This window comes from Caproiciproducens galactitolivorans (genome assembly GCF_026672255.1).
GTDB lineage: Bacteria > Bacillota > Clostridia > Oscillospirales > Acutalibacteraceae > Caproiciproducens > Caproiciproducens galactitolivorans_A.
In genome coordinates this window covers 161761-184872 of the sequence record NZ_JAPOHA010000005.1, presented here as the reverse complement: position 1 = coordinate 184872, position 23112 = coordinate 161761, and the positions used below count along the sequence as shown (strand labels likewise).

Here is a 23112-nt window from a genome sequence, read left to right as displayed (position 1 = left end):
ATGCACTGTGCATGTAAAAATAAGAAATAAAATTTAGGAGGAAAACAAGTTATGAAAAGAGTGTTATCGATTCTTCTGGCGCTTACCATGGCCGTTGCCAGCCTCGCCGGCTGCAGCACCGATGCGCCGTCCGGCGCGGCTGCGGGTTCCGCCGCGCCCGCAGCGGCCTCCAAAAGCGGAAAAATGACGGTTTACGGCATTTATAAGGCCGGCGACCAAAGCTGGTTTATCGACGAAGGCGCCGCGGCGAAGAAGGCTGTGGAAGCGGCGGGCGGTGAATTTATCTACGTCGACGCGAAAATGAGTCCGGAGGAATACCTGAAAGCCATTGACAACGCCATTGCAAACAACGCTTCCGGCGTTGTAACCTGCATCCCCGACCAGACGATGTCGCAATCGGTAGTTGACAAGCTCAGCGCAGCGAATATCCCCGTAATTGCTGCTGACGACGCCTTACAGGACGGCAGCGGCAAAAAGCTGGTACCGTGGGTCGGCATTGACGCCTATGCGATCGGTGACACAAACGGGAAGTGGCTGGCGGACTATGCCAAGAAAAATGATCTTGTCTCCAAGCCGGACACGGGCCTGCTGATCCTGACCATGGACACGGTTTCCAGCTGCGTGCCGCGCGCGAAAGGCGAATATGACGCGTTTACCAAGGCGCTGCCCGCGTTCAACTCCGGCAAAATCTTTAAGGCCGACTACGACGGCACTACCGATAAAGGAAACACCGCTGCCGCAGCCGTGTTTACCGCGCACCCTGAGATCAAGACCTGGCTTGTAACCGGCGCGAACGAAGAGGGCACCATCGGTGCCTGCCGCGCCCTGGAAAGCGCCGGTTTAGACAAGCATGCCTGCGTGGTTGGCCTTGGCGCTTACCTTGCGAAGGATGAATTTAAAAAGCCGGGCGGTTCGCCGATGAAGGCGGCTACTTACTTCTCGTCCGATTCCATCGGCGCGGGTTCCATACAGGTGCTGCTGGACAAAATTGCAGGAAAGACCGTAAAGGAAGAAACCGCTGTCAGCGCGGAGATCGTTACTCCCGAAAACTACAAGAAGGTTATGGGCGCCGCCGCGAACTAAGCGGGACGCCTTCCTCCCGAAACGCCGGTATCCTTTTCATCGGAGAACGGCACACTCGATTAATTTCCAAAAGCAAACTGCCCTGCCGAAATCGGCAGGGCAGTTTGTGATTTTGCATATCTTTTATACGGTTATCCCATGAAAAAGGTGAATCCGGTTTGCGCGGGAGAACCGTATTACTCCCGGCTCTCCCGAAATTCAAGAGGGGTTGTGCCGGTGGCTTTTTTAAAACAAGTGCAGAAGTTGGATTCGTTGTTGAACCCGCTGCGGAAGGCCACCTCTTTAATCCGGGCGTTCGTCGTTTTCAGAAGGAATTTGGCAAGCTCCAGACGGACGTGGATGATGTATTCATGGGGGGTAAACCCGGTTTCCTTCTTAAACACACGCGTAAAATAAAAAGGGCTGAGCGAGGCCCGTTTCGCCAGATGTTCCAATGTCAGAGATTTATCCGCATTCTCTGAAATATAGGAAAGGGTTTCATCGATAATATTCGACTGACCTTCCGGCGTGACGACCTGGTTTGCGCACAAAATCAGTTCGGTCAGCAGATCCGTGATATATTTTGACATCACCGCTTCGCTGACTTTTTTTTCTCCGTGGTAGCGGTCATAAATTTTGCCGATGATATGCTCCATATTATACGAATTCTGCGGATTCAGCACAATTCCGTTCCGCGTGGCAGCCTCGAAATATGGCCGCGCAAGAACTCCGTCAAAATGTACCCAGTAAATTTCCCATCCGCTCTTTGCGTAATACAAATGCGGCCGGTAGCAGTCGACAAACGCAACCGCTCCCTTGTCCAGCGGGAGGCGGCGGCCGTTCTGTTCCACAAATCCGGTTCCCCGGCACACATAAATGAGCAGGAAACTGTCGTAGCTTTGCCGATCGACCACATAGGTTTCGTCACAAAAATAATGGCCGGTACAAAGTGGGTAAAAGTACATATTTTTCGCCTGTGAACTGTGCGTATGAAAATACAGGTTGGAATCGGGCAAAATTCCCCGGTCATGTATTTTCATTCCCTATCGCTCCCTCCCAGCAAAACATTTATTATTTTCTAAAATCATCAATTCATTATAAATACACCGGATAAATTTGTCAAATGGAGATTCCCTTTTCCCAGCCGTATAGGGCAAAATCAACCGGCCTGCGGCAAAGGACTTACCCTATTATTCATTTTTTGTAAGTTGTTCTTTTGCAGTCGCAGCAGAGCAAAAAGCGCGCAGCACCTACGACAACATCCTGCGCTTTGCAGACGACCCGGATGTACGCGACCCGATCAAATTCCTTCGTGAGCGGGAAATCGTGCACTACCAGCGTTTTGGGGAAGGACTGCGGATTATCACCGATCAGCTCGATTCGAAAAACTTCTATGCGTTTAATCCCGCGTTTGATAAAAAATAATCATCGTCGGCAGTACCCCGTAATCCAATGGAAAAAGGCAAGGTATCCGAATCCGGATACCTTGCCTTCCTGTTTTTACTTCTTATTTAAGAGGTTTCGTGGAATCCCTTGCCATGAGCTGCGCCGCGAATATTCGGTGCTCCGACGCGGTCTTTTTATGAATTAAATCGAAGAGGATCCGAATGGTTTCTTTTGCGATCTTTTCAGCCGGCTGCCGAATCGTTGTAATGGAAGGATTGTAATAAAAGGAAATGTCCAGCCCGTCGAATCCGGCTACGGAATAATCCTCCGGCACGCTTTTCCCCGCTTCAAAAATCGCTTTGCACGCGCCGACCGCAAGGCTGTCGGAAATGGCGTAAAGCGCGGTAAACTCCTCGCCGGACTGAAGCAGTTCCCTGGTTACCGCATAGCCGTTTTCCATGGAATAGCTTTCAATATCGTCCTTCATGCAGCGCACCAGATTCGGATTGAATTTGATGCCATGATGCTCCAGCGCCTTCCGGTACCCTTCATACCGCAGTTTTCCGATACTCTCGTCGTCCATACCGGCCGAGATGATCGCTATCTTTTTGTGGCCAAGCCCGCACAGATAGTCCGTCATTTTATAGCTTTCCTGAAAGTCGTCCACGGATACCCAGGAATAAACATCCTGATCAACCTCCTGCGTCAGGCCGATGGTACTGAGCACAAACGGAATCGTGAGCTGATCCAGTTTTTCCTTGGAATGGGAGAAATAGCCGCCCAGAAATACGATTCCCTTTAACCGCTTCTCTTTTTCCAGCTCGATTGCAACGTCGATTTCATCCTGATTTTCGTCCACGCGCTGTAAAATACAGGAATATTTCTTCTTTTGGGTTTCCTGCTCAAAAACCTGCAGCATCCGGTTAAAGAACGGATTCGTAATGCCTTTGATTAAAACCGCAATGGTTTTTGAAGCAGAACGTTTTAAATTCCGCGCGCTGTTGTTGGGGACGTAATGGTTTTCTTTAATAACCTGCAAAATCATCTGCTTCGTGTCTTCGCTGATATCCGGGTGGTTATTAATCGCTCTGGAAACGGTCGTTACACCGACCCCGCATAAATTCGCAATATCTTTGATCGTTATCGTATCCATTCAAATTCTTCCTTATTTCGCATTTCTTCCGCAGATTCGACCTTTACATTAAATATAGCAATGATGGACGCAAGATGCAATGACGAAACATACAAATTCTTATTTTCTTCCGTACAGTTCCGTTAACTGCCTGATTTTCCGGAGCAGGGCATCGGAAAGTTCCCCTTCCTGCAAGCGCCATTTCCAATTCTCTCCGATTGTGGAAGGTTGGTTGATTCTCGCTTCCGACCCAAGGCCGAGATAGTCCTGAATCGGGATGATGGCAAGCCGCGCCACGCTGCCGAGGGCAAGGCGGATAAAATCCCAGTGGATTTCGTCCAGCCCGGTTTTTTCATTTCCCAGATAATCGACTGCCGTCCGCCTGTCCTGCGGGGAGATATTCCGATACCATCCCTTGATGGTATCGTTGTCGTGGGTGCCCGTATACACAACACAGTTCCGCTCGTAGTTAAACGGCAGGTAATCGCTTTTTTCCCGCGAATCAAACGCAAACTCCAGGATTTTCATGCCCGGGTAGCCTGTATTGCTTACCAGCTCGCGCACGCTGTCCGTAACGTATCCCAAATCCTCCGCAATGATGTTGAGGGAACCCAATTTTTCGCTCAGATGGCGGAACAAATCCATTCCGGGGCCTTTTTCCCAATGCCCGCATTCCGCCGTGGTGTTGCCGAACGGAATGGAATAGTACTCGTCAAAGCCGCGGAAGTGATCGACACGCACCACGTCGTAAAGCTGAAAGCAGTAGGCGATACGCTGAATCCACCACGCGTAGGAAGTTTTTTTATGGTATTCCCAGTCGTAAAGCGGATTCCCCCAGAGCTGACCCGTTTTCGAGAATCCGTCCGGGGGGCAGCCCGCAACCGCGGCCGGGTTTCCGTTTTGGTCGAACCGGTACAGCTCGGGGTGGGACCAGCTGTCCGCGCTGTCGAAAGCCACATAAATGGGGATGTCTCCGATAATCTGGATCCCGTTCTGATTGGCATAGCTTTTCAGCCGTTTCCACTGCGCGGCAAATGTATACTGTAAGAATTTATAAAATGTAATTTCGTCTTTGAGTTCTTCTTTATATTTTTCCAGTGCATCCGTTTTCCGCAGGCGGATATCCTCGTCCCATTGGTCCCAGCTTACCTCGCCGAAGGAATGCTTCACCGACATGAAAAGGGCGTAATCCTCCAGCCACATCCGGTTTTGCCCTTCAAAGGCCTGAAAGGACGCATCCTCCTCTATTCTGCTTCTTTCGTATGCTTTTTTTAAAAGTTTAAAACGGTTCCGGTAAATCTTTTCATAATCGATATACCGGTCGTTGTTTCCAAAATCACAGGCTTCGCACTCCTCTGTGCGGAGCAGCCCTTCCTGTACCAGATCTTCCAGTGAAATAAAATACGGGTTTCCCGCAAAGGTGGAAAAGGACTGATAGGGGGAATCCCCATACCCCGTAGGGCCCAGCGGAAGGATCTGCCAGTAGGTTTGACCGCATTGTTTCAGATCGTCAATGAAACGATACGCTTCCTTGGAAAAACATCCGATTCCATATTTCGATGGAAGGCTGAAAATCGGCATTAAAACACCGCTGGCTCTCATTCCTTACCACTTCTTTCACGCAAATTCAAAAAAACACACCATACTATTTTCATACATCGATTATCCCTTGACCGCTCCGGCAACCACGCCCTTGACAATATATTTCTGGCAGGCCATGTAAAAAACAACGACCGGAACAATCGCCAGAATCAGCATAGCCATCATGGCGCCCATGTCGCGGCTTCCGTATCCGCCCTGCAAATATTGTATCGCGATGGGAATGGTTTTGTATTTGTTCCCAATTACAAGCAGGGGCAGCAGATAGTCGTTCCAAATCCACATTGCATTCAGAATGGCAACCGTAATGGCAACCGGTTTCAGAATGGGAAACACCACGAGGAAAAACGTCTGGATCGGGTTGCAGCCGTCGATGGTGGCCGCTTCTTCAATTTCCAGCGGTATCCCTTTGATAAAGCCGCTGAACATAAAGGTCGACAGACCCGCGCCGAATCCAAGATAGATTACCAAAAGCCCGGCCGGCGAATCGAGTTTTAAAACATTCGCCATTTTAGCCATGGTATACATCACCATTTGGAACGGTACGATCATGGAGAAAACCAGAAGGTAATAAATGATAGACGTGTACCGGGATTTTACCCGGGTGATATACCACGCCGTCATGGAGGTAAACAGCACGATTACCGCAACGGAACCGACTGTAATAAACAGGGAATAACCGAAGGCCTGAAGAAATCCGGTCTTAGCAAGCCCGATCGTATAGTTTTTAAGGCCAACAAAGGTCTGGCTGTTCGGCAAAGCGAACGGCGCTTCGGAGATAAAGAACCTGCCTTTAAAGGAGTTCATTAAAACGATAAAAATTGGTGCAAGAAAGGCAACCGATAAAATAAACAATACTACGAAAACGACGTTATTTGCTATTTTGCGTTTCGCTTCCATCAGTTTTCAACCTCCTTGCTTCTGGTAAGGCGCAGATGCAGGTATGCGATCAGCGCTACGATGATAAAGAACACGACCGCTTTCGCCTGGCCGACGCCTTCATACCCCTGCCGGCCATAGAATGTATTGAAAATATCCATTGCGAGCATTGCGGATTCCTTTCCCGGCGCACCGGCGGTAAGTGCAAGGTTCTGGTCGAAAAGTTTAAAGGAATTCGTCAGGGTCAGGAAAGTGCAAATGGTAATGGACGGCATAACCATCGGAACGGTCACGCTTTTCAGTACCTGCCAGGAGTTTGCGCCGTCAATCTCCGCCGCTTCGATTAATTCGGGGGGAATATTCTGAATACCGGCGATATAGATAATCATCATATAGCCGATCAGCTGCCAGTTCATTAAAATCATCAGGCCCCAGTAGCCGTAGGTCGCGCTGAATGTAATATCCACGTTAAAAGCAGCCAGAAAACCGTTGATGATCAGCTGCCAGATATAACCCAGTACAATTCCGCCGATTAAGTCCGGCATGAAAAAGACTGTGCGGAAAACGTTCGTTCCGCGGATTTTCCGGGTGAGCAGAAGAGCCAGCATGAACGCAAACACGTTGATGAGAACCACCGAAACGATGGCAAACTTTACGGTAAAAAACAAAGCGTTCAGAAAGTCCCGGTCTTCGGTAAAAGCGCGGATATAATTGCTGAACCCCACCCACTGCGCGTCGTTTACCGTGTTGAACTTGGTAAATGACAGATAAACACCGAACACAAACGGAATCAGGAACACGGTAATGAACGCCAAAACCGTCGGAAGGGTAAAGAATGCGAAATATTTTTTTAATGTTTTTTGCATAGCCGCTCCTCGTTTCGAATGAAAAAAATGAGTGAGTCCTTATTAACACACTCACGATTTTTTAATCCCCCCGCGCCGTACCGCACAGCGCGGGGGATTTCTTCTAACAGGGTAAAATTATTTACCGCTCTCCGATTTCCACTGTTCAACAAACTGCTTCGTAACGTCGTTCCACTGCTTGGTGCCCTGCGCATACTGGAGCAGTGCCGCGCCGAAATTATCCTTAAAGGTCTGGCTCGGGAACACGGTAAAGTTCCACGGCACATTCGTCAGCTTGGTATCGCTCATATAGCGGATAACTTCCTTGGCAAGCGGATCGGTCGGTTTTTCATTATCCTTAAAGGTATCGAAAGGTGCAATGAATTTCAGGTCGTTCGTTACAAAGGCCTTGCCTTTATCGCTCGTATACAGCCAGTTGATGAAGTCGGCTGCGAGCTTCTGCTGGTCTGCGGGCGCCTTTTTGTTAATCGCGAAGAAGTTTTCGGTGCCGATGCAGATGGACTGCTTTTCTTCGTCCTTCATACCGGTGTAAATCGGCAGGAATTTGATATCGCTTTCTTTTACAACGTTTCCGTCAACGCCAGAAATCTGGCTCCACGCCCAGTTGCCGTTTTGAACCATTGCGGACTGCCCCAATGCAAATTCCGCCATGGAATCGTCGACGCTCTTGCTTCCCAACATTTTGGGAACGGTAACGGAGTTTTTCAGATAAAGATCAAAGATATTCTTGAAATTGTCCGCATACTGGAACTTAACTTCCTTGGTTGCGTCGCTCTTCAGATCGATTTTATTGTCCTTGAATTCATAGTAAACCGGAAGATTGGCAAGGTGCGTCTGCCAGCGCCAGTCTTCGCCGTGCTTCAGAGAAGTGGAGGAGAACACGCCCTTGATGCCGAGCTGGCCCTTCTTTGCGGTCATATCCTCAGCAACTTCCTTTAATTTAGCGAAATTGTTGATTTCGTCCATGGACTTTGCTTTTGCGCCGCTGAGGGCAAAGTATTTCTGCATAATGGCATTGTTATAAATAATGCCGTAGCCCTCTACAACATACGGAATACCGTAAACGCCGTCGCCGTCGGTAACAGCCATGGTTTTGTCGGTGAGATGCTTATACAATTCCGTATCCTTCAGATCCGCGCAGTAATCTTTCCAGTTTATATAGCCTTTCGGCCCGTTAATCTGGAAAAGAACCGGGGCGTCGGCTTTCGCCATTGCCGATTTCAAGGTTTGCTCGTATGTGCCGGCTGCTGCGGTTTCCACCTTTAAAGTTACGCCGGTCTCCTGCTTGTAGGCGTCGCTTATTTTCTGGTAGACATCCGCAATTTCGGGCTTGAAATTCAAATAATAAATTTCGCCGGAAGAAGCCTTTCCCGTAGATGCCGCCGGTGCCTTCGATGCAGACGCCGTCGAAGATGTTCCTGACTGGCTGCATCCAACTGCAACGCTGGATAAAGAAGCCAGTGCGAGTGTCAGCGCGATTAATTTTTTAAACCCTTTCATGCCGTCTCCTTCTTTCAATTGATTCTGAAATACGTTCCTGTACTACAAATACTAACCGGCACCGTTTTCGGTAACCTTATCGGTAACGTTTCCATATCTGTATATTAGCATAAGTCATTCGAAATATCAATAGATTACTTTATAATATTTAAATATTTTTGTCATAATCTTATAAACCAATTATGACTGTATATCCTATAAAATATACCCCTATTTCGGAACCCGTCCTGCCAAGGCTTGCCGGGACAGAATTCTTGGATTCGGGAATTTCCCCTTGTAACCGGCAGCACCCTTGAGGCAGAATTGCGCCCCTAACCGAACCCGAACTCCTTATCACTCCCCCGGTGCGAAACGAATCGGATAGAGGAATTTCATGATTCGTTTCGGGATGCATCGGCCGCAGAAGGGTTTAAATCAAAAAAGCCGCGGTAAACACCGCGGCCTCAGAGTGTTAATAAAGTATATGCGATTTGGCAAACAGCGCAGGATCTTCTTCGGGGAATCCCCTGCGAGGGTTTCCCCGTACGGGAACAGCCCGCCGGATTGTTCTCGTTCTCCCCTTCCTGTGCTTTTTGAAAGCAAAGGCAACGCTTGGGGCACCCCAAATCCTGCAAACTTTTGAAAAAGTTTAATCAAAACTTTCAATTCACATGGTTTTCGTAAAGTCACATTTTCGAGAGACTGAGGGGGCGGTAAAACACCGCGCCCTTTCTATAGAGAAGATTAATTATCGATCAGATGATGCTGGTACCATTTATCGCCCCGGAACCGTACAATAAAAATCGCACCGCGCACGCCCCATTCGCAGATCATGGCGACCCAAACGCCGACAATCCCGAACGGAAGCATAATGCCTAAAACATACCCCAGCACCACGCGGAACAGCCACATGGAAAGCATGGAGGAAATGGAAGTAAATTTCGAATCACCCGCGGCACGGAGGGCGGCAGGGGTTAAAAAGCTGATGGACCATACTGGTATATTCGCCAGCGTAGTAATCCACATGATCTGAACGATCGTGGGAACAACGGCCTCCGGCGGATGGAACAGGCCCAGAAGGGGCCGTATAAACGGCATAATCAGCAGCATGGTAACCGCAAAGGAAATCGACGACAGCCAAAGGAACGACCGGATAAACTTTCGCGCGTCCTGAACATCCCGCCGGCCCATACACTGGCCGACCACCGTAACCATCGTCAGAAGCAGGGCGTTGGCCGGAATCTGGAAAAGACCGGCAAGGGAGTTGCAGATCGCGTTGATGTCCATGGCATAAACGCCGAGCTGAACGATAAAGGTCTGCGTCAGGATTTTTCCACCGTTAAAAAACATCTGCTCGGCGGCAAACGGGATACCGATGAAGAAAATGCGTTTCAGCATGGATACGCTGACATGCAGGGCATCTTTCACTTTAAAATGCAGGGTGGTGTCGCCCCTCAGCAGGTAATAAATCGAGTAGCCGGCGCCTACGTAACGGGCGATATTCAGGGAAATGACCATCCCCAAAACACCCATATGCAAAACGGTAATAAATACGAAGTTCAGAATCACATAGCAAAGATTCATGGTAAGGGAAAGCCGAAGCGAGGATTTTGTTTCGCCCACCCCGCGAAGAGCGCCGCAGACCGCTTCCTCCGTCGCGATGCCGCAGTACGACAGGCAGCTTCCGAGCAGATAAATTTTGGCATTATCGAAAACTTCGGCGTCCGCTTTCCCGAACAGAAGGTTTAACGTCGGGATATGTAAAACCGCAACCAGCGCACTGATGAAAAACGCCAGAAGAAAAACGGAAGACAGCGAATTGGCCGCCGCCTTCGACACCATGGCGTCGTTGCCGTTTCCCCGGTACTGCGCAACCACAACGGTTCCACCTGTCGCAACGGCAATAAAAACATTGATCAGGAATATATTTAAAGAATCCACCATGTTTACCGCGCTGACCGCCGCCACGCCGGAGGAACTGATCATTGCGGTATTGAGCAGGCTCAGGCAAATAATAAATGCCTGATCGACTAATATGGGAAGGATAATTGAAATTACTTTATGATAACTGATCGATTCTCCCGAAAAATATTTGTCGAGAAATCGGTCTGTTTTTGTTAGAAACTCGGTTTTTGTCACATTATCACATCTTTTATCGCATTTCCTTTATCTTAACATAGTTATCCGGCCTTTAACAGACTTATCCCGTAAAATTAGTCAACAAATTCCCAGCCGCTTTTTTAGGGGAAATTAGCGATCCGGAATAAAACGAAAAAATTTCATTCGATATGAACAAATTCATGCGGGAAAACATATACTGGGGGTATAAAAACTGCTTTTTAACACCACATTAGTTGTATGCCGATTCAAATATAAAAAAGGCTCCGGCAAACCTGCCGGAGCCCGAATCAATTATTCTTTAAAGAAACATCGGAACCACCAATTTCATTTTTTGTTAGAGCTGCGTTCTTAATTGTATTTTGGACTCACCCCTTAAATGTTCGAATCGAACTGCTTTTAAGAAAGCAAAACATGGGTTGCAAAATCGTGTCGCCAAGACCCTAACGTATGTATTGCATTTTGAACGCCGAATGATTTTCCCTTTTTCATGATGAAACAGTTCCCAAAAATAACCTGTTCTTTGGACTCATTCCTTTTCACGTTTTTTGTTACTCTATTTCGATATTTCTCAATGATCCCAGGACATTATGCTTTACATTTGCGCTGTGCAGGAAATTATCGTTGCGCCCAACGAACTGGAAGCTGCGTTTCCGATGACGGTTCATCGCCCATTGGACCCACCCCTTTCAATCTGATTGATTTTTCCGGCGCTCCTTCCTCTGCTTTTCCATGGCATCATTTTTGTGATGCCACCTTAATTTGCAGTTTCTTTTGCGCCGTCTATGAAAATCATCCCTGTCTTGATCCTGATTACATTATAGCCTATTTGTAGTAAAAGTCAATAGTTTTTTAAAATAAATCTATAATTTTTTATTTATTCTTTTGTATCTTAATTTTCCTGTTGACTTCGACAAGCCGGCAAGGTAGAATAGCTATAGACAAATTAATCATGAGGAGATGACCCCTGTGAACGACGAATACGGTGCGGATTTAATTACCCTGGTTGACGACGAGGGCGAAGAGCACGAGTTTGAAGTCTTGGACGTAATCGATAACGACGACGGCTGTTTCTATGCGTTATTGCCGACATTTGAGGATCCGCAGGATAAAGTTGACGCGGAGGGCACCTACTATATCTTTGAAGCGATCGACGAGAACGGCGAGCAGCAGCTTGCCGAAGTCGAAGACGAAGAACTGCTTGATAAGCTGGCTGAACTTTTTGAAAGCCGCTTCGAGGAGCTCTACGATTCCGAAGAAACCGACGACGAATAAATAGTGGACGCTTTCACCCTGCCTGGTGCGCGGACCGTTGCAAAATAACCCTACAATATTTAAATCGGGAGCATACGCTCCGGTGGCGGACTTCAGACCTCCCGGCTTTTGCCGGATGAAGGGAGTATGAAACCATTGGGCTGGCACCCACCTGCTTAACGGTAGCAGGTTATTTCAGCACATTACGGCCAGGCGGGATTAATAAAAAACAGTAAAGCTTCTGATTTTCAGAAGCTTTTTCTTTGCCTAAGGAATTGCGGATGGAATGACGATGCGGAAGGCCGACATGATTTTTCGTTCGGTACTGGCAAAAAGCAAGCCGTCCGATCCCTGTTTCGAAGAAAATCAGCGGTTTCCTAAGACAGTCCCGGAATTTTGTCGCTATACACTTGTGAGCGATTACGATATAATTTTCCATTAGAAGGGAGAAGATAAAATGAATGAATATGAAATTATAACGGATTCTACAGCGGATCTTTCCCCAAAACTCATAGAAGAACTGGATGTTCAGGTAATTCCGATGACTTTTACCATTGGGGACGTATCCTACATCAATTACCCGGACGAACGTGAACTGTCCTCCCACGACTTTTACGAGCGCCTGCGCGGCGGGGAAACTTCCACCACAAACCAAATCACCCCCGCAACCTTCACCGAATATTTCGAACCGGTTTTACAGTCGGGGCGGGATGTAATATACATCGGATTTTCCTCCGGGCTGAGCGGTACTTTCAACAACGCACGTCTGACTGCGGAGGAGCTTTCGGAAAAATATCCCGACCGGAAGGTCTTCGCCGTCGACTCGCTGGCCGCTTCCATGGGCGAGGGACTTTTGGTGTATCACGCGGCACAAATGCGCAAAAAAGGCGCTTCCATTGTGGAAGTACGCGACTGGCTGACGGAAAACAGAGGCCGCTTGGCGCACTGGTTCACGGTTGACGACCTGAACCATTTAAAACGCGGCGGGCGGGTTTCCGGCGCGGCGGCATTGGTCGGCACAATGCTCGGGATTAAGCCCGTGCTGCACGTTGACAGCGAAGGACACCTGATTCCGGTTGAAAAGATTCGAGGCCGCCGGCAGTCGCTGGACGCGCTGATTCATCATATGGAGCTTGCGGCGGAAGAACCCGAAAAGCAGATGATCTTCGTCAGCCACGGCGATTCTCCGGAGGACGCGGAATACATAGCGAAACAGGTTCGGAAAATCTTCCATGTGAAATCGATTGAAATCAACCCGATCGGCCCCGTCATCGGAACGCATTCCGGCCCGGGTACCATTGCCCTGTTCTATCTTGGGAAGAACCGCGATTAAATTTTATAACCCGATCAAAAAGGCGCCGGAGGAATCCGGCGCCTTTTAATCGTTTTTTCGATTTTTACGGAAATTCAGGTAATCCTGCAAAATAATGGTCGCGGCAACCGCGTCCACGACCGCTTTGCGCTTTTTCCCACGCGTATCGGTGTCGTTCAGAAGACCATGTGCCGTAATCGTGGTACCGCGCTCGTCGCGCATTTCCACCGGAACGGAAACCTGCGTTTTCAGCAGTTCCGCAAAGGCGCGCGCATTTTGGGCGCTCTCCCCCTCGCTGCCGTCCATATTGCGGGGCAGACCGACCACAATGCACTTCACCGCCTCTTCTTTTGCGCGCGCGGCGATCGCCTGTGCAAGGCGCTCCCGGTTCCGCTCGCTGATCACGCCCGCGGGAGAAGCCAGGATTTCGCTTTCATCACAGACGGCAAGGCCCGTACGGGCAAGGCCCAAATCAACGGCCAGTATTTTCATGAATCCCTCCGCACCGCACATTTCTGCGGATTGCTCCTCTTCCACCATGTGCCCTTTCCGTTTTGAACCATTTCCGGCGGCAAATGGGACACGTCGTTCATCAGTATTACATTGCTGTGCAGTTCCTCATCAAAATCGATAATGCTGACCGCCGTATTATACGAACCGGGAACTTCCCCCATTTCTTCAATGGGTTTGTTCAGGGCGCGGCACAGAAAATTGCGGATTGCACAGCCGTGCGAAACGACACAAACCGTTTTGCCCCTGTTCTTCTTTACGATGCCGGTAACAGCCTTCCACATCCGGTCGTACACCATACGGGCGGATTCGCCGTTCAGCGGACAGAAATCACCCGGATTTCGATACCACCGATCGGTTTCCTCGGGGTAAAGCTCCATAAGCTCGCGCCAGGGCTTGCCTTCGAAATCACCGCCGTTTATTTCACGGAGCATCGGCTCGATCTGGAGCGGCAGGTTGTGGTAACGGTTAATGGCTTCCGCCGTGATGCGGGCGCGTTTCAGATTGCTTGCGTAGATTGCGTCAATCGGCGTATTGCGGAAACGAAGGCCCAAAAGTTCAAGCTGCTCTTTGCCGTGTCCGCTGATGTCGCTGTCCGTGCTTCCCTGAAATAGCCCAAGGGTATTTCCCTGCGCCTCACAATGGCGAACCATAATAATTCGTGTCATTTTGTTAACCTCCGTTCGTTCTGTATTTATTAATTATTTTATTATAACATATTTAAGAGTATTGAAAAACTTGTCAAGCATCGAGAATCGTGCCAAAGCCTTCATGAAGCCGTTTGGAAGAGCAGAAAGCGCTCTATAACCATTTCGCGGGGGAAACGGCGAAAGACGCTGCCCGAATTTACCATAATTGAACCTGTCCGGTCAAATCCGAAACCTTGGCAATCCGATTCCGGTCAAGGTACTCGTTCAGCCCGCTGGCAATTTTTACCGGCGCGTACGGGTCCGAGAAAAGCACCGTTCCGATTTGCAGCGCCGAAGCGCCCGCCAGAAGCATTTCCACGGCGTCCTGCCATTTGGAAATGCCGCCCATGCCGACAATCGGAATTTTCACCCGGCGGTACACTTGATTCACCATGCGAACCGCGACCGGCAAAAGCGCCGAGCCGGAAAGGCCGCCGGTATTGTTCCGGATAATCGGGCGGCGCGTTTGAATATCGATTCGCATCCCTGTCAGGGTGTTAATCATGGAAATCGCATCCGCGCCCGCGCTCTCGGCAGCCGCCGCGATTTCCGAAATATCGCTGACATTCGGCGACAGCTTCACCATCAGCGGCTTTTGGCAGTGCTTGCGCACCGCGGCGGTAATGCTTTCCACTCCGGTACAGCTCGTGCCGAACTGCACGCCGCCCTGCTTTACATTCGGGCAGGAGATGTTCATCTCGATCATATCTATAGAGGTATCGGACAGCTTTTCCGCCATCTCGCAATATTCTTCGGGCGTATTTCCCGCAATATTCGCAATGACCGCTGTGCCCTGCTCTCTCAGCCAGGGCAGGTCTTTTTTAATAAAATGATCGACCCCGGGGTTTTGCAGCCCCACGGCGTTCAGCATCCCGCCGGGTGTTTCCGCAATGCGCGGCGGCGGATTCCCGGGGCGTTCCTTTAACGTGATGCCTTTGCAGGAGATTCCGCCAAGGGTACGGAGAGGATAAAATTCAGCAAATTCCCGCCCGAAGCCAAAAGTTCCGGACGCGGCGATCAGCGGGTTCTGCAACTCCACGCCGGCAACGGTCACTTTTAAATCCGCCATGTTTATCCCTCCCACACTACATTTTCAGAAGCAAAGACCGGGCCGTCCTTACAGACATGGCCATAGTATTCCCGCCCGTCTTTCCGAAGCCTGCACGCGCACCCAAGGCATGCGCCGATTCCGCAGGCCATGCGTTCTTCCAAAGAAATCTGGCAGGGCACTTTCCGTTCGGCGGCCAATTTGCAAACCGCTTTCAGCATCGGCGTGGGGCCGCACGCAAAGATAATATCGAAGTCCAAATCCTTCAGCAGGTCGGTCACAAGGCCGTGATGCCCACAGGAACCGTCGTCGGTGGCAATCTGCACGCGGTTCCCGTTCTTTTCGAAGTCCTCTTTCAGAATAACGTTCCCCTTATCGCGGAATCCCAGCACCGCTGTGGCATTTTCGCCAAAAGGCTTCGCGGCTTCGAGCAGAGGAGGTACGCCGATTCCGCCGCCGACAAAAACCGCTTTGCGGCGGGTATCGCCAAGGTCGTAACCGGTTCCGAGCGGAGCGAGAATGTCCAAAGAATCGCCGGTTTTCGTTTCCGCCAGCCAGGCGGTGCCCTCCCCGCGAATCTGAAAGACAAAGCGCAGGGTTTTGGTGGTGCGGTCAATGCCGCAGATGGAAATCGGACGGCGCAGGGTCTTCCCCGGCACATAAATCTGCGCAAACTGCCCCGGCCGCGCCGCCTCGGCGAGCGGGCCCGCTTCAACCGTCAGATCGAATACGTCCCCCGTAAGCTGCTTTTTCTCTGTGATTTTACAAAGCATCACGTCATATTTCATCTGTTAACTCCTGTTCCTTCCTGCTATCCGTAATTTACGGCTTCGGTTAAGGACGGGTAATCCCGCCGATTTCTCCAACGATTTCATCGCGCATGCGAATGGCTTCCTTCGCGGCTTCTTTCGCGTAATCCTGTTCCGGCGCACCGTTTTTCTTCCACGCGGTCATAATGGAACGGGAAGCGTTGATCACTCCGCCAAGGCCGTTTTTATCGAACGCCGGGGCGACGTCCCTCGCGCCGCCGCCCTGCGCGCCGTAGCCCGGAACCAGGAAAAAGGTATGGGGCAGGTCGCGGCGAAGTTCGCGCAGCTGCTCGGGGTAAGTCGCGCCGACCACCGCTCCGACGCCGCTGTAGCCGTATTTTCCCGGAAGGGCTTCGCCCCATTTTTCACAGAGGTCGCCAACAGCTCCGTAAAGCGTTTCGCCGCCCTCAAAAATCTGGTTCTGAAGCTCGCCGGAAGAAGGGTTCGAGGTTTTCACCAATATGAAAATTCCCTTATCCTGCGTTTTGCAACCGTCCAGAAGGGGGATTACGCCGTCGGAACCGAGGTACGGGTTAACGGTGAGCGCGTCGCCGCCAAAGGGTTCCAGCGTTTGGGAGCCAACCGCAACGGAGCCGAGATGCGCCTGGGCGTACGCCTGCATGGTCGTGCCGATATCATTGCGCTTGCCGTCGGTAATGACGAACATGCCCTTTTCCTTCGCATAAGCGATGGTATCGTGCAGGGCTTTTACTCCCTGCCATCCGTATAATTCGTAATACGCGCACTGCGGTTTCACAGCCGGAACAATCCCGCAAAGCGCGTCGATCAGACCCTTGTTAAAGTCCAGAATCGCGGCGGCCGCGCCCTCCAGCGTTTCGCCGTACTGGGCAAACGCCTTCTCCTTTATAAAAGCGGGAACATAGTCGAGCTTGGGGTCAAGCCCTGCGACGGTCGGATTTTTCAGCTTCAGAATACTTTCGATTAATCTGTCCAGTGCCATTGCGGTTCCTCCAATTTCTTTCTGTCTGGTGCCATTGCGGTTATTCCTTATAAACGATCTTTCCGCGGCAGACGGTCATTTTTACTTTCCCGATTAATTCCCTGCCTTTAAAAACCGCGTTCTGGCTTTTGCCGTGCAGGCGATTTTCATCCACCGTCCAGCGTTCCTCCGGGGCAAACAGAACCAGATCGGCAGGCGCACCCACCTGTAAGGTTCCGGCGTTCAGCCCCAGCAGCTCCGCCGGAGCGGTACTCATTAATCGGAAAAGCTCCGTCATTGTGATCATGCCGGTATGGACAAGATACGTAATGCCCGCGGCAAGGCTGGTTTCCATCCCGATACTCCCGTTCGGCGCGGCGAGAAAATCCGCCTTTTCCTGCGGGGTATGGGGCGCATGATCGGTGGCAATCGCGTCAATCGTACCGTCCCGGATTCCCTCGATCACCGCGAGCCGGTCCTCCTCCGTGCGCAGCGGGGGGCTCATCCGGTAATCCGCGTCCCGCCGGAGCAGTTCTTCTTCCGTAAGCGCAAAATAATGCGGCGCGGTTTCCGCCGTTACTTGTACGCCGCGCCGCTTCGCGTCCCGGATAAGCGCGACGGACGTTTTGGTGCTGACGTGGCAGATATGAACCGGAACGCCGTAAGCCGCCGCCAGCGCAATTTCCCGCGCGGTGCCGCAGTCCTCCGCCGCGGCGGGAATGCCCGGCACACCGAGCTTTTGGGATACCGCGCCCTCGTTCAGCTTTCCGCCCGCGGAAAGGAACAAATCTTCACAGTGGGAAACGACTTTCAAATGCAGGGATGGCGCAAGGCGCATGGCCTGTCCCATCAGGCGGGAATTCACCACCGGACACCCGTCATCGCTCAGCGCAATGGCTCCCGCATCCCGCAGCGCCCGAAGATCATTGATCTCCTCGCTTTTCAGCCCCTTGGTAATCGCCGCGGCAACATAAACGCGCGCATCGGCGTTTTCCGCTTTTTCCCGGATATACCGTACCGTTTCCGGGGTATCCACCGCCGGATTGGTATTCGGCATACACAAAAGGCTGGTTACCCCGCCCGCCGCCGCCGCGCGGCAGCCGGATAAGATATCCTCCTTATTCGTAAACCCCGGGTCGCGCAGATGGACATGCATGTCCACCAGCCCCGGCGCGGCAATCAGCCCGGAAGCGTCCACCACTTCCGCGTCCGCACAGCGGATTTCACCGCCCACGGCCGAAAGCACCCCGTCGGCGATCAGGATATCCCCCGTCCCATCCCTTCCGTTCGACGGGTCCAGAATTTCCGCATTTTTTATTAGAATCCGGTTCATTTTCCACCAACTTTTTTCAGGCTTTGTTTGTAAAATTCAATTTATGAAATTTTCGGGGTAAAATCATATTCCGGCGCAGACAAACGCAATTTCAACCGAAACGTGCTTTTACAAACACGGCCTAACCATTTCTTGTTATTATACTATACTTTCCCCGGTTCGTAAATCAGACCCGGTTTCATAAAAAATCCTGTTGTTCAGGAAAAAATTGTGCCATTTTGGCAAACCGGGCATTTTTAACAGGGACAACGCAAAATTGGCAGGCAACTACGAACTTCAAACTCAGGGGAGCAGAAGGAAATTCGTCAGCGCCAGAAGCTCGCGCATATAGCAGGCGGATAAAATATACCAAGGCGTAACGGCGTTTACCGGGCCGTGGGAAACGCCAAGACTTTCCGCAATCCGGCCCGCGCGGTACTGGTGATAATCGTCGGTCACAATCGCCAGATTCCGGCTCATGCCGTTTTTCTCGATGATGGCAAGGGAATTCCGGAGGTTCTCCTTCGTTGTTTTGGAGGTATCCTCGAGAAAAATCCGCGAAGGCTCAATCCCGTCCTTTAAAAGCGCGGCCTGCATAACGGAGGCCTCCGTTACCAGTTCCCCCGCGCCTTTTCCTCCGCTGACAATGCATTTTGCCTGCGGATTCGCTTTCAGATACGCCGAAGCCGCTTCAATCCGCACCCGCAAATCCGCGCTGGGCTGCTTGCCGTTCACCTTGCTGCCCAGAACCACAACCGTTGCGCCGGGCTGCGGCTTTATTCCCGCCGAACCGTACACCATCAGGCCTGTCAGAAAAATGGCCCAGCAGACGCAGATAAGAAATACGGCAAGGATGACGCGGCAGACAATGCGGAACGGCTTGCTTTTCTTGCAGGCCGCGCCGATTTTGCCGGAAAACAGCGCCGTAAGGAATACGAGCACACAAAGAAGAATTCCTGTTTCGTTTCCGATATTGAGCACAGTCCAGTGAACGGGAATCAAAAACCAGATCAGACCGCATGCCGATAAAATAAGAATGAAAATTTTCAGTATCCGTTTCAGGATCATCACCTGCTTCCGTTATTTTCAATAGTTCCAATTCTGATTATACCATTTTTTGCAGAAAAAAGCCCCCGAACATTTCGTCCGGAGGCAATTGTTAATATTTTTCTCTTGCCACGTAGGTCGTGTGCAGGATTTCGTGGGCCTTATGGCTGCCCGGTTTTTCAAGATATTCCTCGTAAAGGGTCTTGATAATCGGACTTTCATGGCTCTTGCGAAGGGGCAGGTTTTTATCCTCTTCATAAAGTGCTTTCGCTCTGTCGGCTTTCAGGTCGGTAAAGCTGCGAACACTCGCAGGCTGAATCGGCTGACCGCCGCCGTTGACGCAGCCGCCCGGGCAGCACATGATTTCAATAAAGTGATAGCCGCCCTCGCCGTTTTTCACCTTGTTGAGAATTTCGTTGGCATTGTTCAGACCGCTGACTGCGGCAACTTTTACATCCATGCCGCCGACATGATAAACGGCTTCCTTGATTCCTTCGGTTCCGCGGACTTCTTTATATTCGATGGAATCCAGGCTCCTGCCTTCCAGCGCATCCGCCGCCGTCCGGAGCGCGGCCTCCATTACGCCGCCCGTTGTGCCGAAAATTACGGCGGCGCCGGTGGTAATTCCCAGAGCGGGGTCAAATTCTTCATTCGGGAGACGGTCGAAATTGATGTTTGCCATCTTAATCAGACGTGCAAGTTCACGGGTGGTAATCGCGATATCGGTGTCGGGGATGCCCGCGCCGGCCGCGTCCTGATCGTCGCGCTTCGCTTCGAATTTCTTCGCTGTGCAGGGCATGACGCTCACGACAACAATCTTCTTCGGGTCGATGTTGTTCTTCTCCGCATAGTACGTTTTAATAATCGCACCGGTCATCTGCTGCGGCGATTTGCAGGAAGACACGTTCGGCAGCAGTTCCGGATAATAATATTCGCAGAATTTCACCCATCCCGGCGAGCAGGAGGTAATCAGCGGCAGCGGGCCGCCGTTCTTTACACGGTCGAGCAGCTCGTTGGCTTCTTCCATAATCGTAAGGTCGGCGCCGAAATCGGTGTCGAACACCTTGTCGAAGCCAAGACGGCGCAGCGCGGCAACCATCTTGCCCTTTACGTTCGTTCCAACCGGCAGGCCGAAGCATTCGCCGAGGGTCGCGCGGATGGCCGGGGCGGTCTGAACCACTACGAACTTCTCCGGATCGTTGATGGCAGCCATTACTTCGCCGCACTGGTCGCGCTCGGTTAAAGCGCCGGTCGGGCAGCTTACGATGCACTGGCCGCAGGATACGCAGGGAACCTCACTGAGCGGCTTTTCAAATGCACAGGCAATGTGCGTATCGAAACCGCGGCAGTTCGGGCCGAGAACGCCGACGTGCTGATCGGCGCAGGCTCCGACACAGCGGCGGCAGAGAATGCACTTGGAGTTATCGCGGATCAGATGCATCGAGGATTCATCCCTCGACACGTCGGGCTTTACGCCGTCGAAGCGGTTTGTCTGCTCCACGCCCAGCTCGTTGCACAGGGTTTGAAGCTCGCAGCTTCCGTTGCGTTTGCAGGCAAGGCAGTCGCGGTTATGCACCGACAGGAGCATTTCCAGCGTCATTTTTCTGGATTTCTGAATCGCAGGGGTATTGGTCAGAACCTCCATGCCCTCATTCACCGGATAAACGCAGGAGGCAACGAAGGAACGCGCTCCCTTTACCTCGACCACGCACATGCGGCAAGCGCCGATTTCATTGATTCCCTTCAGGTAGCAAAGGGTGGGAATATCAATTCCGGCCTCCCTTGCGGCCTCTAAAATGGTGTAGTTGCTCGGCACTGAGAGGGGCATGCCGTTTATTTTTATATTTACCATATTTTCCATAATGGCACACTCCTTTTATTTCTTAATAATAGCGTTGAACTTGCATTTTTCCATGCAGGCGCCGCACTTAATGCATTTCTTTGTGTCTATCACATGCGGTACCTTTACGCTGCCGGTAATCGCACCGACCGGACAGTTGCGCGCGCAGAGCGTACAGCCGCGGCACTTGTCCTCAAGGATATGATAGTTCGTCAAAGCCTTGCAGACGCCGGCCGGGCAGCGATGCTCGGTAACGTGCGCGATATATTCGTCGCGGAAATATTTCAGGGTGGAAAGCACCGGGTTCGGAGCCGTCTGGCCAAGAGCGCACAGGGAGTTTTCTTTCAGGTAATAGCAAAGCTCCTCGAGGCGGTCAATGTCGTCCAGCGTGCCGTTGCCGCTTGTAATCTTTTCAAGCACTTCCAGCAGGCGCCTTGTGCCGATACGGCAGGGCGTACATTTTCCGCAGGATTCGTCAACGGTGAATTCCAGGAAGAATTTCGCAATGTCGACCATGCAGTTCGTGTCGTCCATGACAATCAGGCCGCCGGAGCCCATCATGGCGCCGATGGAAAGCAGATTGTCGTAGTCGATCGGAATGTCAAGCTGGGAAGCCGGGATGCATCCGCCGGAAGGACCGCCGGTCTGCGCCGCCTTGAACTTGTGGCCGCCCGGAACGCCGCCGCCGATTTCCTCGACGATTTCGCGCAGGGTGGTGCCCATCGGCACTTCTACAAGGCCGGTGTGCTCGATTTTGCCGCCGAGAGCGAATACTTTCGTACCCTTGGATTTTTCGGTGCCCATGGAAGCAAACCATTCCGGCCCGTTCAAAATGATCTGGGTGATATTCGCGTAGGTTTCCACGTTATTTAAAATGGTCGGCTTCTGGAACAGACCCTTCAAAGCCGGGAACGGCGGACGCGGACGCGGCTCGCCGCGCTTGCCTTCGATGGAGGTCATCAGAGCGGTTTCCTCGCCGCAGACAAACGCGCCGGCGCCCAGGCGCAGGTCGATGTCGAAGTCAAAACCGGTATTGAAGATATTTTTCCCTAAAAGTCCGTATTCTCTCGCCTGATTGATCGCAATCTGCAAACGTTTTACCGCGATGGGATATTCGGCGCGGACATAGATATAACCCTGCGTCGAACCGATTGCGTAACCGGCGATCGCCATGGCTTCCAGCACGCAGTGCGGGTCGCCTTCCAGCACGGAACGGTCCATAAACGCGCCCGGGTCGCCTTCGTCGGCGTTGCAGCAGACATATTTCTGGTCCGCCTGGTTCTTTGCCGCGAAGCTCCATTTCAGGCCGGTCGGGAAGCCCGCGCCGCCTCTGCCGCGCAGCCCGGAGGCCTTTACGATATCGATAACCTGCTCCGGGGTCATTTCGGTAAGAACCTTGCCGAGAGCGGAATAACCGTCCACCGCTATGTATTCATCAATGCTTTCCGGATTGATAACGCCGCAGTTGCGAAGCGCAACACGGTGCTGTTTCGCGTAGAACGGTGTTTGATTCAGGGACTTAATGGTATTGTCGTCTACGATGGTTTCCTTATAAAGCAGGCGCTTTACGATTCTGCCCTTTAAGAGATGTTCCTCCACGATTTCGGGAACATCCTCCGGGGTAACCCTGCTATAGAAAGAGCCTTCCGGATAGACGATCATAATCGGGCCCAGCGCGCAAAGGCCGAAGCAGCCGGTGCGGATAACATTAACCTCTTTGTCGAGGCCTCTAAGCGTAATTTCCTCTTTGAGCTTTGAAATGATCAGCTCGCTGTTTGAGGAGGTACAACCGGTACCGCCGCAAACCAGTACATTGGAACGATACATGAA

Annotated in this window: 19 protein-coding genes, 1 other RNA gene and 1 pseudogene; 5 read left to right on the top strand and 16 right to left on the bottom strand. The window is 51.4% G+C overall.

The features are described 5' to 3' along the window. The first annotated feature begins 51 nt into the window (after positions 1 to 51). Entirely contained in the window at positions 52 to 1083 is a 1032-nt protein-coding gene (locus tag OUY18_RS06735; protein ID WP_268057991.1) for a substrate-binding domain-containing protein, read from the top strand. A gap of 176 nt (positions 1084 to 1259) precedes the next feature. Here the strand turns inward: OUY18_RS06735 and OUY18_RS06730 are convergent, their stop codons facing one another. Further along, positions 1260 to 2102, bottom strand: a complete 843-nt coding sequence (locus OUY18_RS06730; RefSeq protein ID WP_268057990.1) for an AraC family transcriptional regulator — start codon at positions 2100 to 2102, stop codon at positions 1260 to 1262. A gap of 181 nt (positions 2103 to 2283) precedes the next feature. On the opposite strand from OUY18_RS06730, the pseudogene OUY18_RS06725 reads away from it, so the two are divergent. Beyond that, a pseudogene (locus OUY18_RS06725) lies at positions 2284 to 2487 on the top strand (manganese catalase family protein); the annotation flags it as partial. An 82-nt stretch (positions 2488 to 2569) separates the two neighbouring features. Here the strand turns inward: OUY18_RS06725 and OUY18_RS06720 are convergent. The 6 genes from OUY18_RS06720 to OUY18_RS06695 form a co-directional block, all read right to left on the bottom strand. Next, positions 2570 to 3601 (bottom strand): LacI family DNA-binding transcriptional regulator, encoded by a 1032-nt coding sequence (locus OUY18_RS06720; protein ID WP_268057989.1) that lies wholly within the window; start codon positions 3599 to 3601, stop codon positions 2570 to 2572. Between the two features lie 99 nt (positions 3602 to 3700). Beyond that, positions 3701 to 5182 (bottom strand): 4-alpha-glucanotransferase, encoded by a 1482-nt coding sequence (gene malQ / locus OUY18_RS06715; RefSeq protein WP_268057988.1) that lies wholly within the window; start codon positions 5180 to 5182, stop codon positions 3701 to 3703. Positions 5183 to 5242: 60 nt separating this feature from the next. Next, positions 5243 to 6079 carry a carbohydrate ABC transporter permease gene (locus OUY18_RS06710; protein ID WP_268057987.1) on the bottom strand — a complete coding sequence of 279 codons (837 nt, stop codon included), beginning with the start codon at positions 6077 to 6079 and terminating at the stop codon, positions 5243 to 5245. Further along, positions 6079 to 6924, bottom strand: coding sequence for a carbohydrate ABC transporter permease (locus OUY18_RS06705; protein ID WP_268057986.1), 846 nt, complete (start codon positions 6922 to 6924; stop codon positions 6079 to 6081). Before OUY18_RS06705 ends, OUY18_RS06710 begins: the two co-directional genes overlap by 1 nt. A 117-nt stretch (positions 6925 to 7041) precedes the next feature. Then, the gene (locus OUY18_RS06700; protein WP_268057985.1) at positions 7042 to 8424 is read right to left on the bottom strand and encodes an ABC transporter substrate-binding protein; all 1383 of its coding nucleotides are present in this window, start codon (positions 8422 to 8424) and stop codon (positions 7042 to 7044) included. Positions 8425 to 9147: 723 nt separating this feature from the next. Continuing rightward, a complete protein-coding gene (locus OUY18_RS06695) occupies positions 9148 to 10542 on the bottom strand; it encodes an MATE family efflux transporter (RefSeq protein WP_268057984.1) in 1395 nt (464 codons plus the stop codon). Between the two features lie 948 nt (positions 10543 to 11490). Here OUY18_RS06695 and OUY18_RS06690 point away from each other — a divergent pair. The 3 genes from OUY18_RS06690 (at position 11491) to OUY18_RS06680 (ending at position 13108) form a co-directional block, all read left to right on the top strand. Then, positions 11491 to 11796 (top strand): DUF1292 domain-containing protein, encoded by a 306-nt coding sequence (locus tag OUY18_RS06690; RefSeq protein WP_268057983.1) that lies wholly within the window; start codon positions 11491 to 11493, stop codon positions 11794 to 11796. Positions 11797 to 11808: 12 nt separating this feature from the next. Next, positions 11809 to 11999, top strand: a non-coding RNA gene (ssrS, locus tag OUY18_RS06685) — 6S RNA. A 233-nt stretch (positions 12000 to 12232) separates the two neighbouring features. Beyond that, positions 12233 to 13108: a DegV family protein gene (locus OUY18_RS06680; protein ID WP_268057982.1), complete on the top strand. Its 876-nt coding sequence runs from the start codon at positions 12233 to 12235 to the stop codon at positions 13106 to 13108. A gap of 45 nt (positions 13109 to 13153) precedes the next feature. Here OUY18_RS06680 and ruvX read toward each other — a convergent pair whose 3' ends face one another. The 9 genes from ruvX to nuoF form a co-directional block, all read right to left on the bottom strand. Beyond that, positions 13154 to 13579, bottom strand: a complete 426-nt coding sequence (gene ruvX, locus OUY18_RS06675) for a Holliday junction resolvase RuvX (RefSeq protein WP_268057981.1) — start codon at positions 13577 to 13579, stop codon at positions 13154 to 13156. Beyond that, entirely contained in the window at positions 13576 to 14265 is a 690-nt protein-coding gene (locus tag OUY18_RS06670) for a histidine phosphatase family protein (RefSeq protein WP_268057980.1), read from the bottom strand. Before OUY18_RS06670 ends, ruvX begins: the two co-directional genes overlap by 4 nt. Positions 14266 to 14443: 178 nt before the next feature. Then, positions 14444 to 15355 carry a dihydroorotate dehydrogenase gene (locus tag OUY18_RS06665; RefSeq protein WP_268057978.1) on the bottom strand — a complete coding sequence of 304 codons (912 nt, stop codon included), beginning with the start codon at positions 15353 to 15355 and terminating at the stop codon, positions 14444 to 14446. A 2-nt stretch (positions 15356 to 15357) separates the two neighbouring features. After that, entirely contained in the window at positions 15358 to 16122 is a 765-nt protein-coding gene (locus OUY18_RS06660; RefSeq protein ID WP_268057977.1) for a dihydroorotate dehydrogenase electron transfer subunit, read from the bottom strand. A 46-nt stretch (positions 16123 to 16168) separates the two neighbouring features. Further along, on the bottom strand, positions 16169 to 17104 hold the full coding sequence (gene pyrF / locus OUY18_RS06655; protein ID WP_268057976.1) for an orotidine-5'-phosphate decarboxylase: 936 nt from the start codon (positions 17102 to 17104) through the stop codon (positions 16169 to 16171). 40 nt (positions 17105 to 17144) lie between these two features. After that, entirely contained in the window at positions 17145 to 18416 is a 1272-nt protein-coding gene (locus OUY18_RS06650) for a dihydroorotase (RefSeq protein ID WP_268057974.1), read from the bottom strand. A 282-nt stretch (positions 18417 to 18698) separates the two neighbouring features. Beyond that, positions 18699 to 19463: a YdcF family protein gene (locus tag OUY18_RS06645; RefSeq protein WP_268057973.1), complete on the bottom strand. Its 765-nt coding sequence runs from the start codon at positions 19461 to 19463 to the stop codon at positions 18699 to 18701. A gap of 91 nt (positions 19464 to 19554) precedes the next feature. Then, entirely contained in the window at positions 19555 to 21303 is a 1749-nt protein-coding gene (locus tag OUY18_RS06640; protein ID WP_268057972.1) for an NADH-dependent [FeFe] hydrogenase, group A6, read from the bottom strand. A gap of 15 nt (positions 21304 to 21318) precedes the next feature. Further along, the gene (gene nuoF, locus OUY18_RS06635; protein WP_268057971.1) at positions 21319 to 23109 is read right to left on the bottom strand and encodes an NADH-quinone oxidoreductase subunit NuoF; all 1791 of its coding nucleotides are present in this window, start codon (positions 23107 to 23109) and stop codon (positions 21319 to 21321) included. Positions 23110 to 23112: the final 3 nt, after the last annotated feature.